Below are 13,323 nucleotides of genomic sequence, written 5' to 3'. Positions count from 1 at the left end.
AGTCTGGTGGGCTTTCGCCGTCTGGGCACAAAAATAGGACGCCCCGCCCCACCTTCTTCGCGGAAGGTGGGGCGGGACGTCCTTGCGTTCAGCGCCCGGGGCTAGACTCCCCAGCTAAGCCTCAGGGTCTGCCATACGGCGGGCAGCCTTGCGCTTGTCGATGGCGCGTTCTTCAAACTCCAGCTCGATAATACGCAGCTTGTTCTTGCGGTGCCAGGTCAGCAGCACGTTAACCAGAAAGACCAGGAAAACCAGCATGAAGACCAGGTAGGCCAGGCCAATCACAGAAAGAACGGCCTCCCCAGTAGTGGGCACCAGCGGATTAGTAGCAAGTACAGTCATGGTTAGGCTCCCTTATCGATGTTACCTGCGGCCTTCTCGCCCAAGCCCAGGCGCTTACGAATCACCCGAATCTCGGTCTTATTTTTCTTATGAAACCCCAGGAGCACTACAAAAAAGAGCACCAGCAGGGCCAGATAAAGTAGCAGAATCGCGATTTCTGCACCGGTTACTTCAAGCATGGGTTGGCTCCTATCTCGACCTTGAGAAGCAGAAGGTGTTACCTACAAGATTACCAAGTAGGCATACTATCTGGCAATAATCACCAGGCGTAGACTAAAAAGAGCCATGACACTAGATTCCCTTACCCCACTCCCCGCGCCTGCCCTGCCCGGGCCGGGCAGCGTCGTCCGCGTCGGAGCAGATCAGCCCACCAGCCCCACCCAGCAGGTCACCGAAGCCCTGTACACCTTCAGCACCTGCTTTACAGAGCTAGAGAGAGGGCAGGACGCCCCCGCCCTGGTGGTCACAACCAGCGGCTCCACCGGTGCCCCCAAACAGACGGTGCTTTCCACCTCAGCTTTACGTGCTTCGGCTCAGGGAACAGAAACAGCTACTGGGACAAGCAGCGCCCAGTGGCTCCTGGCTCTGCCCCTGCAGTACGTTGCCGGGGCACAGGTGGTGGCGAGGTCTGCCCTGGCAGGTACCGTCCCCGTCCTGACCGGCTCAGTCAGCGAGGGCACCCGCTTCACGGCCCAGGATTTTGTCAGCTCCGCCGAAAAGCTCTCAGCCCCGCAACGGCTAGTCTCCCTGGTACCCACCCAGCTACACCGCCTGCTCGAGACTCCGGAGGGCGCCCTCCGCGAAGAAACCCTCGCGGCCCTGCGCTCTTTCTCCGCAATTCTGTTGGGCGGGGCGCCGGCCAGCGCCGACCTCATCGCAAGCGCCCACGATCTGGCACTCCCCGTAGTGCGTACCTACGGGTCGGCCGAAACCGCCGGGGGCTGCGTCTACGAGGGCAAGCCGCTGGCGGGCGTCCGTGTGCAGATAGAAGCCGATACCGCCGACCCACAAGCTCCCGGGCGCATCTGGCTGGGCGGGCCGACCATTGCCAGCGGCTACGCCAATGACCTTCAACGCACCGCCGCCCACTTCTTTGTAGACGGTCAGGGAACCCGCTGGTACCGCACCGACGATCTGGGCACCCAAGACCTGCGCACCGGAGCCCTCACTGTAGCGGGTCGCGCCGACGACGTGCTCATTTCTGGCGGTATCAAAACCAGCGCGGCAGCCGTAGCTACCGCCCTCGAAAGCCATCCGGCCGTGCGCGAAGCCCTGGTGGCCGGGGTTCCGGACGCCCGCTGGGGCACCGCCATCACCGCAGCTATCACCCCGGTAGCCGGCAGAAACATCCAGCCCGGCGAGCTTGCGGACGCCCTCCCCCGCCTGGTAGCAGAAAAGCTGGGGGCAGCGTCCGCACCTAAACTCATTGAGGTGCTACCGGAGTTCCCCACCCTGCCCACGGGCAAGCCCGACCGGCGGGCGGTACAGGCCCTCCTAACAGCGGCCTGGCAGGCCCAGCAGGGCGGCCGGGGCACATCACGCGGCAGCTAGCGGGCACCGACCGCTAAAAAGTGAGAGAATGGTGTGTATTTGTGGCGGCACAACGCCAGGTAAACATTTGGGCTGATAAGGAGCAAGGCAGTGGCAACGGTTGCACAGTGGATTGAGGGGGCGCGCCTGCGCACGCTCCCCCTGGCGGCAGCTCCTATTATTGCGGGGTCTGCGGCGGCCTACGAGGTGCACCAGTTCAAGCCCGTCCGCGCCCTATTGGCTTTCTTGGTGGCCTTCTTCTTGCAGGTGGGTGTCAACTACGCCAACGACTACTCCGACGGCATTAAGGGCACGGATGAGGTGCGCGTAGGGCCCCTGCGTCTGGTCGGCTCGGGCGTCGCCAAGCCCTCCCACGTGAAGATGGCGGCCTTTATCTGCTTTGGTATGGCGGGGGTCAGCGGACTGGCCCTGATTATGCTCTCGCAGCAGTGGTGGTTCCTGGCCATCGGTGCCTCGGCGGTGCTGGCTGCCTGGGGCTATACCGGCGGCAAACACCCCTACGGCTACATGGGCTTGGGCGACATCTTCGTCTTCATCTACTTCGGCCTGGTCGCAACCCTGGGCACCATGTTTACCCAGAGCAACCAGCTGACCCTAGCTTCCTGGGTCTTTGCGGTTGCTCTCGGACTGTTCTCCTGCGCCCTGCTCATGGCTAACAACGTGCGCGATATTCCCACCGATATTGAGGCGGGTAAGAAAACCCTGGCAGTGCGCCTAGGCGACCGGGCATCGCGCATCACCTACGCCGCCGAGATGGGCCTGGGCCTGGCACTGACCGCCCTGCTGGTACCCCATAACCCCTGGTACGCCCTGGCCTTTATTCTGATTGGGCCGGTCGTTCATTCAGCCCTGGTGGTGCTCTCAGGGGCTCTGGGCCGCGACCTCATTCCGGTGCTCAAGCAGGCGGGCATTATTGCGCTGATTTACTCGCTTCTGGTGGCTCTTGCCGTGGTCCTGCACCCGCTCGAAATCTTTGCGGAGCGGGCTACCGTCTTTACCGGCTACTAAAGACCCTGGCTACGTCGGGCCGCTTCGTCCAGCTCGTCTTCAAACGCCTGATTTTCATCTTCAACCCTTGTTTTCTTGGGCTTGTTCTTGCGGCGGATCATGCGGTTAAAGTCGGCTGCTGCGGCATCGTGCAGGCGGGGAAAGGCCAGGTAGCAGATGGCGAAGCCGATGAGCGCGCCGAAGATGATGGCCAGAATGAAGCCCACGCCAAAGTAGTAGGAGGCGAAGAAGGCGGCAGCTGAGAACAGCAGGCGGAGCAGGGAGTACTTCAGAAAATTCACCCCTTCATTCTACCCAACCCGCTGCGGGCAGGGTCTGCGCGGTGGGCGTCTGCTCAGCTGGCACGCTGTGAGCGCACAAAGCGGGGTGGGCGGGCCTGTTCATGGAAAAATGGGGGTATGGGTAGAGCTATTTTGATTATTGGCGGCGCCGCTCTTCTGCTGGGCGTGTGGATTTATTCGATTCTGGATGCCGCCCAGACCGACCGTTTGCGCGTTCGCACCCTGCCCAAGGGGGCCTGGCTTGCTGTGCTGGTGCTCTTTCCGTTGCTGGGGTCGGTGCTGTGGTTCTGGTTGGGGCGGCCGCGTGGGTCGCTCCACGGGTCTTTTGGGGCGCCTGTTGCTAAGCCGCCGGTGGCTCCCGATGATGACCCTGAGTTTTTGAAGTTCCTTGAAGCCCGGGCCCGGCGCGAGCGCCAGGACGCCGAGTGGCAGCAGCGCAAGAACCGTAAGGACGCCGGTGGGCAGGGCCCTGCCCCTGGCAAGCAGGCCAGCGAGCAGGGAGACGAGGCTACCGGCCCCACGGACGATAAGGATCACCCAGCGTCAGAATGAGCTGGCCTGCGCTTTGGCCTGGCGGTAGGCCCGGTAGTGCCTTCTGGTTTCAAGTACACCCCCGATGACAATGACAACTAGGAGTGGCAGGCGCCAGGTCAAGCTAGCGTAGTCATCGGTCGTGTAAAGTCCGTAGCCCCATATACCGAATATTGCGAGCATGAGTAGGGAGTGCAGATAGAGCCGGTAGGGCTTGACCTTCTTTTGTTCTGAGAGGGAACGGGCATAGGCTACCGGGTGGCCAAATTCTTCGAGGTAGCTACTACCGCTTTCATATGCATGCTCTTTGACCCTGGAAACTTCTTCCCGCACGCGGGCATCTGAGATATCGCCGCGCCCCCTCAACTCCTGCTTGAATCGAGCAAGCCAGGTTTCATCACTCTGGTAATCTTCTTCCTCATCTAGGCCTGTAACCTGCGGGGGTGAGGGCAGCAGAAAGCCCGCAGCTGTTCCCAAAACACCCAGCCCCAGGGCAGCCACTAGGTGGGCCCAGTTGGGCAGGCGCTGGGTGAAAACCTCGTAGGAGGCAAATAGACCAAGGCCGATAGCTGCTGAGCCGGCCAGAATAACGAGCGCTGTCAGAAGTACGGCAGCGGTAAAGCCAAATTTTTTACGGCTATGTTGGAAGGTAACGAGCTGAGCAAGAAAAAGCATGCCCAAGGCCCCGGGAAGAAGATAGAAGCCCAGCGGCTGGGAGCTCGGCCTATCGCTGGGTAGTACACTGACCACCCAGAAAAGGATGCTAAAGAATGCCCCGGTGAAGAAACCTGCCACCATTACTTCTTTGAGGGCCCATGGCTCGTCTTTGGAAAATACCTGGGTTCCTTTTTCCCGCCAGGTGGTAATTTTTTCTGCGGCCCATTCATGAGGGCTACCGTAGAGTTCGGTGGCGCTTTCGCCGCTTTCTGCGACCTGTCTAATGACACGGTTGATGGCGCTTTCGCTGGTGACTGCTTTGACACCGTTTGTAGCGAGGGTCGCAAAGGCAGTTTGTACCCAGTCTTTGTCTGCCGGGTTGTCGCTGGCTTCTTCGATTGCGGCGGTCAGGCGTTCGTAGGGGTTGTTTGCCATGTCTCCTCCTTGAGTCATATAGAAACGTCTGGTGGGTTTAGGCTCCAAGGGCGCTAGTGAGCCGGGCCAGGGTAGCTCGTTCGTCGGCGAGCTGGCGGGCGCCTGCGTCCGTCAGCCGGTACTGGCGGCGGGCGGGGCCGCTCTCCCCTTCCGTCCAGCTGGTGGTGACGTACCCGGCTTCTTCGAGTTTGGAGAGGGCCGGGTAGAGGGATCCTCCGCGCAGGCGTCCGTAGCCCATCTCTTCCAGGCAGGTGGCCAGGCCATAGCCGTGCAGGTTTTCTTGAGCCAGGCAGGCCAGGACGGCGGTGGGCAGGGTTGCCCGTACCAGGGCCGGCGGGTAGGTGGTGGGGTTCATGAGCACCTCCTTCTGTACCTAAGTACAACATCTACCTAGATAGGTTTCAAGACTTTTGTCAATTATTACCAAACAGCACCTACGCAGAAGCCCCCGCACACAAGGTGCGGGGGCTTTCTAAACCTGTGGGAGAACGCTTTGTAGAAAGCTGGTTAACCAAAGCAATTAGGCGACCCAGGCTCGCAGCGAAGCTGTTGGCACGGGGCTGGCGTGAATCGCTGGTGATGAGCACCGAGATTCCGAGCGCGCGAGGAAAACAAATCTCGGTGCGAATCTGGCGAGCTTGCGAGCCAGCTCGTGAACCAGCGAGAGGGTCGGCAGCGAGCGCGAGCCTGGGGAGCCGTAATGTGGGATATAAATCCTAGAGACCCGAGTAGGAGTGCAGACCCGAGAAGTAGACGTTGACCACGGTGAAGTTGAAGATGATGCAGAGGTAGCCTGCGATGGAGAGCCAGGCTGAAGGCGGGCCTGACCAGCCGCGGGTGGCGCGGGCATGCAGGTAGGCGGCATAGACCACCCAGATGATGAAGGTCCAGACTTCCTTGGTGTCCCAGCCCCAGTAGCGGCCCCAGGCTTTCTCGGCCCAGATGGCGCCGGCGCCCAGGGTGAAGGTCCACATGGCGAAGCCTACGGTGTTGAGGCGGAAGGAGAAGTTTTCGAGGGCGGTGGATGAGGGGATGAGGCGCATGAAGCCGAGACGGGCCAGGGAGCTGTCATTACCTTCGATGATGTGGCGTTCGCGGGAGGTTTGTACCAGCTGCAGGATTGCCATGGCGAAGGTGATGGTGAAGATGGCTGAAGCGAGTACGGCAATGGATACGTGGATGACCAGCCAGTAGGACTGTAGGGCGGGCACCAGCTGACCTACGGGGGTGGGGTAGGCGATGGTGGCTGCGGTCATCATGGTCAGGGCGAGACCAGAGACCAGGGTGCCTACAAAGCGCAGGTCGCGGAAGATGAGGAAGCCCAGGTAGACCACGACTACGAGCAGGGCGCCGGTGGTGCAGAACTCGTACATGTTGCCCCAGGGCACGCGGTTAGCGGCGAAGGCGCGGGAGAGCACACCGGCCAGGTGAATCAGGCAGCCCAGGGCCAGAATGACCACACCGGCGCGGGCGGCAGGTCGGCGTTCGCCGCTACCGTAGCGCATCTCTGAGTCGGCGACGTGACCGGCGATCTTTGCGGCTGCTGATTTCTTGTAGCCCATGCCGCGTTCGCCGGTGCCCTGCTCGGTGCCGCTAATGCGAGCTGAGCGGGCATTTTTGACGCGGGCACCGGCACCCACGAGTTCCTTTTCAGCTTCGGGGACCGTGGCGGCTTCAAGGCGCTTGGTGGTGCGGGAGTGGGCAGCGACGTCCCAGGCAAAGGCTACGAAGGCCACCATGTAGGTGATCGCCGCAAGGTACATAAAGAGTTCGCTCCAGCGGGCGAGCTCTATATTGACTTCTGACATGGTGTTCTCACTTCACAGGTTGAGGTAGGGCGCGGACGCCGGTGCCCGGCCGGGTTGCCCCGGAGTAGGCGGTGGGTAGGTTAGGCTTCATCAAATTCTAGTCCCCATTGCTCGGCAAAGAGGTCGGTGAGTCTATCGGCTTCGGTTGCGAGCCTGGGGTCTTCGCCGCGGGCCAGTAGGCCGTATTCGACGGTGAGCAGGCGGTTAGCGCCGGTGCCGCTTTCGGTGGCCCGTACCCAGACGCGGCGGCGGGCAACGAAGACCGAGATCAGCAGGCCACCAAAGAGCAGGGTTGCTGAGACCAGGGCGATCGGGCGACCGGGGTCTGACCTGATCTCAATGCCAGCGTAGCGCTTAACACCCAGGAATTCGATAGTTCCGTGACCATCGGGCAGGGTGGCGGTGTTGTTGCTGGCATCGAGCACAATGCCGTTACCGGCGGCCATGGTGTTGAGCGGGGCCAGGCTATCAACGTCGAGTACGTACACGTTTTGGGGCACGCCGTTATCAAGCCCGAGGTCGCCCGCGTAGCTTTGGAGCACCAGCATAGGGTTGAGCAGGTCTGAGTCGATAGAGGTGGGGGCGCTACCGGTGGTGCGTTCGCCGGTGGGCAGGAACATGCCGACGAAGCCCAGCTGGTCGGGGTGGGCGTCCGGAACCTTCAGCACGATAGATGAGAGGTAGCTACGGCCCGAGGGTAGGCCCACCACGGGCCCCTCGTAGGCAACAGAGCCGTCAGTGTTGGTGATACGGACGACCGGTGAGTAGCCGTTACCCAGCAGGTAGATAGAGGTTCCCTCAAAGTAGATGGGTTCATTGACTCTGAGGGTCTGCTCACGCTGTTCACCGTCTGCACTGGTGAGGGTGAAGTCAGCTTCGTAGTTGATATCTGAGCCGTAGGTGGGTGAGCCTTCCTGACGGTCGTACTCGACAGTGAGGTTCTGGAGGGTAGCTGAGTAGGGTGCTAACCAGTCGGGGTTGTAGTTGGTGCCGGGGCTGAAGGAGTCATAGGCGACCAGGGAGTTGACGAAGGTTTCGTCCTCGGTCACCACTCGCTGGCCGCTGTAGCCAAAGAGGGAGCCAAGCGCTACCGCAATCAGCACACCGATCATGGCCAGGTGGAAGAGGATGTTGCCCAGTTCGCGCAGGTAGCCGCGTTCGGCGGCAACGTTTACAACACCCGGGGCTTCTTCGCGCACCTCAATACGGTAGCGGCGCTTTTTCAGCACGGCGGCAGCGTCCTCGATAGCGCGCGCAGCTGTTAGTTCCCCGGCACCGGCGTCCACGGGGATGGTGAGGGTACGGTGCTGGGGTAGGCGGGAGAAGTTCTTGGGGGTGCGGGCGGGCCCTGACCGCATGGCCTGGTAGTGCTTGGTAGCGCGGGGAATGACGCAGCCAATCAGGGACACAAAAAGCAGAATATAGATAGCCGCAAACCAGACCGACGAGAAGACATCAAAGAGCTGGAGCTTATCAGCGATAGGGCCCCAGGTGGGGTGCACCTCGATGTAGTCAGCTACAGCAGCGGGGTCCTGAATACGCTGGGGAAAGACCGAACCGGGCACAGCGGCGACCGCCAGCATAAGCAGCAGGAAGAGGGCGGTGTTCATCTTGGTCAGCTGCGTCCATGCCCAGCGGAGCATTTCCAGCGGGCCTAGGGCCGGGGCGTCCTGATTCTCTGCCATGTTGTCCTTGCTGTTTTCGGTTCGGTGCGTATGTGTTGTGTGGTGTGTTAGATGGGAAGTTCGTAGACCGGCATGGTGGCCTGGAACCAGGACATCATGTGGGTCCAGACGCCGGTGGCCAGTAGCAGCCCGATGATAATCAGCATGATGCCGCCCAGCCGCTGAAGGAGTAGCCTGTGTCGGCGCGCCCAGCCCATGGTGTTCACTCCGCGGGCTACGCCCAGGGCTACCAGCAGGAAGGGAATCCCTAACCCCAAGCAGTAGGCCAGGGTCAGAAGCACCGCTTTGGTGTTATCGGAGCCTCCGGTATAGACCAGGGTCTGCACGGCCGCGAAGGTCGGGCCGATACAGGGGGCCCAGCCCAGGCCAAAGGTAATCCCCAGAATGGGGGCACCCCAGAGACCGGCCGGGGGTTTGGCTTCAATTTTGCGGTCGCGCTGGAAGAAATCAAAGCGACCCATGAAGACCAGACCCATGAGAATTACTAGCAGACCCAGCACCAGGTCTACCCATCCCTGGCCGCGGAGCCAGGGAGCCGCCCCCAGCTGGGCTAAGACCACAGACATGAGCACGAAGATAAAGGAGAAGCCCAGCACGAACAGGCCGATACCGGTGACCATGCGCAGGTTGCGGCGGCGGGGGCTCATCTCTCCCCCCGATAGGCCGGTCACGTAGCCCAGGTAGCCCGGCACCAGCGGTAGCACGCAGGGGGAGGCAAACGAGACCAGGCCCGCCAGTGCCGCAAGGGGCAGGGCGAGCCAGAGGGAGCCATCGAGAACGATATTGCCGAAACTAGGCACTGACCTGGTCTTCGAGTAGGGTGCCCAGCACAGACTTGTCGATTTGCCCCAGAATACGGGCCGCTACGCGCCCTTCAGCGTCGAGGACGACCGTGGTCGGCACCGCCTGGGCAGGCACGTACTTGCTCATGGCAAGCAGCACCTTGCCGGTCACGTCGCGGAAAGAGGGGTAGGGCACGGAGAAGTTCTTCTCAAAAGCCTCAGCGGTACCTTTTTCGTCACGCACGTTGGCCCCGTAGAAGGCAACCTTCTCGCCGTAGGCTTCGTGCAGTTCGTTGAGCCAGGGAGCTTCAACGCGGCAGGGGGCACACCCGGCGTACCAGAAGTTCAGCAGCACGGGCTTACCGCGCAGGTCTGCGGCTGAGACGACGGTACCGTCAAAAAGTTCGCTTTCGAAGTCAACGGGTTCGCCGCGCTCACCAGCGGCGTATTCGGTGACGCTACCATCACCGGCGATGTAGCCCTTGGAGTCTCCGGCATCTGCTTGAGCAGCCAGGGAGTCCTGGCTTGGTGAGCAGGCAGAGAGCAGGCCAACAGTTCCCAGAGCGGCGATGCTCAGGGCCTGCTTACGGCTGACGCGGGCAGGGAAAGAGGTAGACATGAATTACAGGTCTTTCAGGTCAGTGTGGTGTGCGCTTGCAATCGGTGCCATTATGACCCCGGTAACTGAATAACACCTGAATAGAGCTCGGCAGCAGGCTCAACATAGGAGAGTTTTGGCTTGCCAGGGGCAAAAATATTGGGGAAGGTAAAACTTGTAATGGAAGCTAAATTGCACTGGCGGCTGCGCGGATCATGCGGTAGCGCCCCACCCTCCACAGAGGTGCGGGCCATCCAGATAGGTAGCTGGTGCGAGACGATAATTGCCTCAGCGCCATCCCCGCCCTTCTCGTAGGCGGTGCGGGCGGCGTCCTTAATAGCCTCAGCCATGCGGGCCACCTGGTCGCGGTAGGGTTCCCCCCAGGACGGACGCAGGGGGTTGAGCAGGTGCTTCCAGTGACGGGGATTTTTCAGCAGCTCGTCCTTATTCACGTGCAGGCCCTCAAAGTAGTTGCCGGCCTCAATCACGCGCTCATCGGGCTGGGCGCTTAGACCCAGCAGCTCTTCGATGGGAGCAGCAGATTCGCGGGTGCGGGTCAGCGGGGAGCAGACCAGGTGCACAATGTTGGCGCCGGCGTCAGCACGGCGCTTGAACTCTTCAGCTGAAAGGCGCACCATCTTCTGCCCGGTCTCAGACAGGTGGTAGTTGGGCAGACGCCCATAGACGATACGGTCGGGGTTGTGCACCTCGCCGTGGCGCATCAGGTGAACGGTGACAGTTGCCGAAGAAGTGTTCATACCTCTAGTCTCTCAAACCTAGTCAGTAAGCGCTAACCAGCCTACCGTATCTCCTTTATTCGGCTAGTTTCTTCTCAAGAATCTTGGCCAGACGTTTGGCGTTGACCTGCCAGAAGTCCTTGACCTCACCGTCCACCCGCAGCACCGGAATTTCGGTGCGGTGGCGATCCAGCAGGTCAGGGCGCTCTTCAACATTGATCTCTGTGTAGGTCAGCCCGTAGCGGGCAGCGACCTGGCCGGTGGTTTCCCGAGCTGCCTCGCAGAGGTGGCATCCGGGTTTGGTCAGCAATTCAATCAGTGGTGTAGCCATTGCTCCACTCTAACCCGCCGCTCCCCCGCGAGGCGAGCGGACCCGTCCGCCCCGAAAGTCCGGTGATACAGCGCGAGCCCCGCACCGAAACAGGTGCGGGGCTCGCGGTGAAGAATTTACTTCTTGTTGCGGCGCTGGTGGCGAGTCTTGCGAAGAAGCTTACGGTGCTTCTTCTTAGACATACGCTTGCGGCGCTTCTTGATAACTGAACCCATTGGATTCACCTCACTTATTAAATAGTGGTCGATACCCGGCCGACAGCAACCACCCGGGGGCGGTAGGTCGGTAGCTATCCGGGCGCTATACCGGTATAAACGCTCCAAAGCACGCATAAAGGGCATAGCAATACCCTCGGCGTGAAAAAACGCTCTCTCCCAAGCCTACAGGCAAACAGGGCTTTTCGCCGACTGTTCACCGGCAAGTGAGAGCATTTTCTCGTTTTATCTACCCTCTAGCGGTCACTGGTGGCGTATTCGTAGCCCTCGCGCAGGGCCGCTGCGGCATCTTCACCCGAATCTTCTTCCACTGCCCTGGCAGGTTCTGCAGCGTGGGGGTCGCGAACCCTTCCAGCCTCCTGCTGGGCAGGGGCGCTTTTGCGGAAGCCAAAGTAGCCAGCCACGTCAAAACGCTTTTTAGCGGGCTGGTTCCTTGCACTCTGCGGGGCTACAGCTTCACCGGCGTCACTGGCATTTTCTTCCCTTGTACCCTCCAACTGGGGAGCCTCGCTGGCCGCGGGCCCCTCGGGCTTCTTGGGGGCTGCTGCCCCGGGGTCAGCGCTGGCGGTAGCGCTAGCGGCGCGGACGACCGGGCTCACCGTCCCCCGCCTGCGGCGGGTTGCGCTCCCGGTAGGGGGCTGAGCGCTTGCAGGGGCGGCGTCCATAGGCTGGATGCTGGTGAGGGCTTCAAACAGATCAGGCTCAATGGGCCCGCCCCAGGTATCGGGCACCAGCTCCTGGGTCTCAACCTCGATGGGTTCAAGGTTGATGCTGCCCGCTTCCCTAGTCGGGGTCTCAAAATCGACCGGGTGGCCCGCTTCAGCAAAACGCTCCTGCAGGTTAGCCTTGAGCAGGGTCTGGGCTAGCACCGCGTCACCGGAGCGGGCAGCATCGACAATAGCCCGGTACTCCATACGCAGGCGAGACGACGTAGCGCTCCACAGCGGCACCTGGCTGACAAGCTCAAAGCGGGCCTCAATCATGGCATCACGCAGGGTGGCCAAGAGGGCAGAAATCAGGGCATTACCGGAGAGCCTTCCGAGTTGGATGTGGAAATCCGCTTCAAGCTCGTGGAAATCACTCAGGCTAGTAGCATCGTCCTGCATAACCTCAACGATACGGTCAAGCTCTTCAAAGGCGGTCTGGTCGAAGGCAGGCCCGGCCAGCGCATGGCTTTCAAGAAGTAGGCAGGTCGATAGGAGGTCTTGCCGAGGAGAACGAGAGCTCGCCAAATAAAGGCTGACGGCTGGCCCGGCAGAAGCTGCCGGTTCCCGCACCAGCTGGGCGATAATGCTTTTCTTGCGCCCCTCATAGAGCCTCAGCACTCCGATTTCTTCGCAGTGCTTAAGGCTCTCCCGCATATGGTTCTGGCTGATCCCCACTTCGTGGGCCAGTACCCTGTCATCGGGCAAACTATCGCCCAGGTGCAGGGTCTGGTTAATCAGTTCATTCTCGATCCAGTCGAGAAGCTGCTGATGGTGTGCCATACAGTCTTGTGATGTCCTTTGAAACTAGCGGTTGGTGGGCAAGGGCCTAGCGGGAGCTGCGGCGACCCCAGCGGGTGAGCTTGGCCAGCAGGCCACGGTCGTCGCCCTCTTCACCACCGGCCTGCTTGTTGTGGGCCTGCTCGTGGGCCTGTTCATCACTTGCCTTGGCCGCTGCCTCTTGGGCAATGACCTGCTCAGGGGTGGGCACCTTGAAGCTAATGGGCCCCTCATCTTTGGCGCCCAAGCTCAGGCTCTGTGCGAGCTGACGCACCTGGTCGCTGACGGCGTCCTGCTCCATCTCGGCAGGCGTCTGGTTCTCCACAGCCTCTTCGTCCACCCGGTTATCGAGCACAGGGGTAAAGGGGGTCAGGGGGGTGAAGGTAATACCCGCGGTGTTGGGGTGGGGCACGTCGACGGCCGGGGCGGACGCTTCCTCCTGCTCCTCGGGAACAGAGGCGGTTTCAGGCACAGCAGGGTTTGCCTCAGGAGCAGGCTCGGGGCTCTCGTTAGCAACAGGGGCAGGCTCGGCGGCAGGTACCGCTTCGAGGGTGGGGACGGTCTCGGCTGCGGGGGCAGCGAGCAGGCCGTCGACCCAGTCGGTGACGGTAGCTAGAGGCGCGGGGGTAAGGGAGTAGAAACGCTTCTGGCCTACGGCTTCGGTTTCGACCAGACCGGCGGTGCGTAGTACCTTGAGGTGCTTAGATACGGTGGGCTGGCTGACGCCCAGTTCCTCGACCAGTTCGCCAACGGCTAGTCGTTCGACGGCTAGTGCCTGGAGGATGTGTCGCCGCGTGGGGTCGGCGATAACAGCAAATACGTCGTCTTTCATACTGACATCTTTACACATATATACCCACAATTGCATGTTTGACCAG

Annotated in this window: 17 protein-coding genes; 3 read left to right on the top strand and 14 right to left on the bottom strand. The window is 61.2% G+C overall.

All coding sequences use genetic code 11. The features are described from left to right. Positions 1-114: 114 nt before the first annotated feature. Positions 115-342, bottom strand: coding sequence for a hypothetical protein (locus L6963_RS06975; RefSeq protein WP_237206153.1), 228 nt, complete (start codon positions 340-342; stop codon positions 115-117). A 2-nt stretch (positions 343-344) separates the two neighbouring features. Next, a complete protein-coding gene (locus L6963_RS06970) occupies positions 345-521 on the bottom strand; it encodes a hypothetical protein (protein WP_237206152.1) in 177 nt (58 codons plus the stop codon). Positions 522-627: 106 nt separating this feature from the next. Here L6963_RS06970 and L6963_RS06965 point away from each other — a divergent pair, with 106 nt between their 5' ends. Together L6963_RS06965 and L6963_RS06960 are read left to right on the top strand one after the other, a co-directional pair. Further along, on the top strand, positions 628-1,893 hold the full coding sequence (locus tag L6963_RS06965; protein ID WP_237206151.1) for an AMP-binding protein: 1,266 nt from the start codon (positions 628-630) through the stop codon (positions 1,891-1,893). A gap of 90 nt (positions 1,894-1,983) precedes the next feature. Continuing rightward, entirely contained in the window at positions 1,984-2,901 is a 918-nt protein-coding gene (locus L6963_RS06960) for a 1,4-dihydroxy-2-naphthoate polyprenyltransferase (protein ID WP_237206150.1), read from the top strand. Here L6963_RS06960 and L6963_RS06955 read toward each other — a convergent pair. Next, positions 2,898-3,182, bottom strand: a complete 285-nt coding sequence (locus L6963_RS06955; protein ID WP_237194902.1) for a DUF4229 domain-containing protein — start codon at positions 3,180-3,182, stop codon at positions 2,898-2,900. The genes L6963_RS06960 and L6963_RS06955 overlap by 4 nt on opposite strands. Positions 3,183-3,299: 117 nt before the next feature. Here L6963_RS06955 and L6963_RS06950 point away from each other — a divergent pair, with 117 nt between their 5' ends. Further along, entirely contained in the window at positions 3,300-3,734 is a 435-nt protein-coding gene (locus L6963_RS06950) for a PLD nuclease N-terminal domain-containing protein (RefSeq protein ID WP_237206149.1), read from the top strand. Here the strand turns inward: L6963_RS06950 and L6963_RS06945 are convergent. The 11 genes from L6963_RS06945 to L6963_RS06895 all read right to left on the bottom strand — a co-directional run bounded on the left by L6963_RS06945 (position 3,726) and on the right by L6963_RS06895 (position 13,277). Then, positions 3,726-4,805: a hypothetical protein gene (locus L6963_RS06945; RefSeq protein WP_237206148.1), complete on the bottom strand. Its 1,080-nt coding sequence runs from the start codon at positions 4,803-4,805 to the stop codon at positions 3,726-3,728. The two genes, L6963_RS06950 and L6963_RS06945, sit on opposite strands and share 9 nt — an antisense overlap. 37 nt (positions 4,806-4,842) lie before the next feature. Continuing rightward, the gene (locus L6963_RS06940) at positions 4,843-5,160 is read right to left on the bottom strand and encodes a PadR family transcriptional regulator (protein ID WP_237206147.1); all 318 of its coding nucleotides are present in this window, start codon (positions 5,158-5,160) and stop codon (positions 4,843-4,845) included. 361 nt (positions 5,161-5,521) lie between these two features. Beyond that, positions 5,522-6,613, bottom strand: a complete 1,092-nt coding sequence (gene ccsB, locus L6963_RS06935) for a c-type cytochrome biogenesis protein CcsB (RefSeq protein WP_237204712.1) — start codon at positions 6,611-6,613, stop codon at positions 5,522-5,524. 80 nt (positions 6,614-6,693) lie between these two features. After that, positions 6,694-8,298 carry a cytochrome c biogenesis protein ResB gene (gene resB, locus L6963_RS06930; protein WP_237206146.1) on the bottom strand — a complete coding sequence of 535 codons (1,605 nt, stop codon included), beginning with the start codon at positions 8,296-8,298 and terminating at the stop codon, positions 6,694-6,696. A 47-nt stretch (positions 8,299-8,345) separates the two neighbouring features. Beyond that, positions 8,346-9,098, bottom strand: a complete 753-nt coding sequence (locus L6963_RS06925) for a cytochrome c biogenesis CcdA family protein (RefSeq protein ID WP_237206145.1) — start codon at positions 9,096-9,098, stop codon at positions 8,346-8,348. Continuing rightward, positions 9,091-9,699, bottom strand: coding sequence for a TlpA family protein disulfide reductase (locus L6963_RS06920; RefSeq protein ID WP_237206144.1), 609 nt, complete (start codon positions 9,697-9,699; stop codon positions 9,091-9,093). The genes L6963_RS06925 and L6963_RS06920 overlap by 8 nt, the downstream gene beginning before the upstream one ends. Before the next feature lie 50 nt (positions 9,700-9,749). After that, positions 9,750-10,436 carry a histidine phosphatase family protein gene (locus L6963_RS06915; RefSeq protein ID WP_237206143.1) on the bottom strand — a complete coding sequence of 229 codons (687 nt, stop codon included), beginning with the start codon at positions 10,434-10,436 and terminating at the stop codon, positions 9,750-9,752. A 55-nt stretch (positions 10,437-10,491) separates the two neighbouring features. Continuing rightward, the gene (locus L6963_RS06910; protein WP_237206142.1) at positions 10,492-10,746 is read right to left on the bottom strand and encodes a glutaredoxin family protein; all 255 of its coding nucleotides are present in this window, start codon (positions 10,744-10,746) and stop codon (positions 10,492-10,494) included. Positions 10,747-10,862: 116 nt separating this feature from the next. Then, positions 10,863-10,961, bottom strand: a complete 99-nt coding sequence (locus L6963_RS06905; RefSeq protein ID WP_005504750.1) for a 30S ribosomal protein bS22 — start codon at positions 10,959-10,961, stop codon at positions 10,863-10,865. 236 nt (positions 10,962-11,197) lie between these two features. Continuing rightward, positions 11,198-12,448: an FCD domain-containing protein gene (locus L6963_RS06900; protein ID WP_237206141.1), complete on the bottom strand. Its 1,251-nt coding sequence runs from the start codon at positions 12,446-12,448 to the stop codon at positions 11,198-11,200. Between the two features lie 46 nt (positions 12,449-12,494). Beyond that, complete coding sequence (locus L6963_RS06895) at positions 12,495-13,277, bottom strand: ArsR/SmtB family transcription factor (protein WP_237206140.1); 783 nt, start codon at positions 13,275-13,277, stop codon at positions 12,495-12,497. Between the last annotated feature and the right edge of the window lie 46 nt (positions 13,278-13,323).

The sequence above is a fragment of the Rothia nasimurium genome (assembly GCF_928392795.1).
GTDB lineage: Bacteria > Actinomycetota > Actinomycetes > Actinomycetales > Micrococcaceae > Rothia > Rothia nasimurium_F.
The sequence above is the reverse complement of the archived record's forward strand: the minus strand, read 5'-3'. Positions and strand labels throughout refer to the sequence as shown.

Excerpts from the sequence above, each read along its gene's own strand:
- L6963_RS06975 (WP_237206153.1), bottom strand. The coding sequence starts at position 342 with ATGACTGTACTTGCTACTAATCCGCTGGTGCCCACTACTGGGGAGGCC.
- L6963_RS06970 (WP_237206152.1), bottom strand. The coding sequence starts at position 521 with ATGCTTGAAGTAACCGGTGCAGAAATCGCGATTCTGCTACTTTATCTG.
- L6963_RS06965 (WP_237206151.1), top strand. The coding sequence starts at position 628 with ATGACACTAGATTCCCTTACCCCACTCCCCGCGCCTGCCCTGCCCGGG.
- L6963_RS06950 (WP_237206149.1), top strand. The coding sequence starts at position 3,300 with ATGGGTAGAGCTATTTTGATTATTGGCGGCGCCGCTCTTCTGCTGGGC.
- L6963_RS06945 (WP_237206148.1), bottom strand. The coding sequence starts at position 4,805 with ATGGCAAACAACCCCTACGAACGCCTGACCGCCGCAATCGAAGAAGCC.
- L6963_RS06940 (WP_237206147.1), bottom strand. The coding sequence starts at position 5,160 with ATGAACCCCACCACCTACCCGCCGGCCCTGGTACGGGCAACCCTGCCC.
- ccsB (WP_237204712.1), bottom strand. The coding sequence starts at position 6,613 with ATGTCAGAAGTCAATATAGAGCTCGCCCGCTGGAGCGAACTCTTTATG.
- resB (WP_237206146.1), bottom strand. The coding sequence starts at position 8,298 with ATGGCAGAGAATCAGGACGCCCCGGCCCTAGGCCCGCTGGAAATGCTC.
- L6963_RS06920 (WP_237206144.1), bottom strand. The coding sequence starts at position 9,699 with ATGTCTACCTCTTTCCCTGCCCGCGTCAGCCGTAAGCAGGCCCTGAGC.
- L6963_RS06915 (WP_237206143.1), bottom strand. The coding sequence starts at position 10,436 with ATGAACACTTCTTCGGCAACTGTCACCGTTCACCTGATGCGCCACGGC.
- L6963_RS06910 (WP_237206142.1), bottom strand. The coding sequence starts at position 10,746 with ATGGCTACACCACTGATTGAATTGCTGACCAAACCCGGATGCCACCTC.
- L6963_RS06905 (WP_005504750.1), bottom strand. The coding sequence starts at position 10,961 with ATGGGTTCAGTTATCAAGAAGCGCCGCAAGCGTATGTCTAAGAAGAAG.
- L6963_RS06900 (WP_237206141.1), bottom strand. The coding sequence starts at position 12,448 with ATGGCACACCATCAGCAGCTTCTCGACTGGATCGAGAATGAACTGATT.
- L6963_RS06895 (WP_237206140.1), bottom strand. The coding sequence starts at position 13,277 with ATGAAAGACGACGTATTTGCTGTTATCGCCGACCCCACGCGGCGACAC.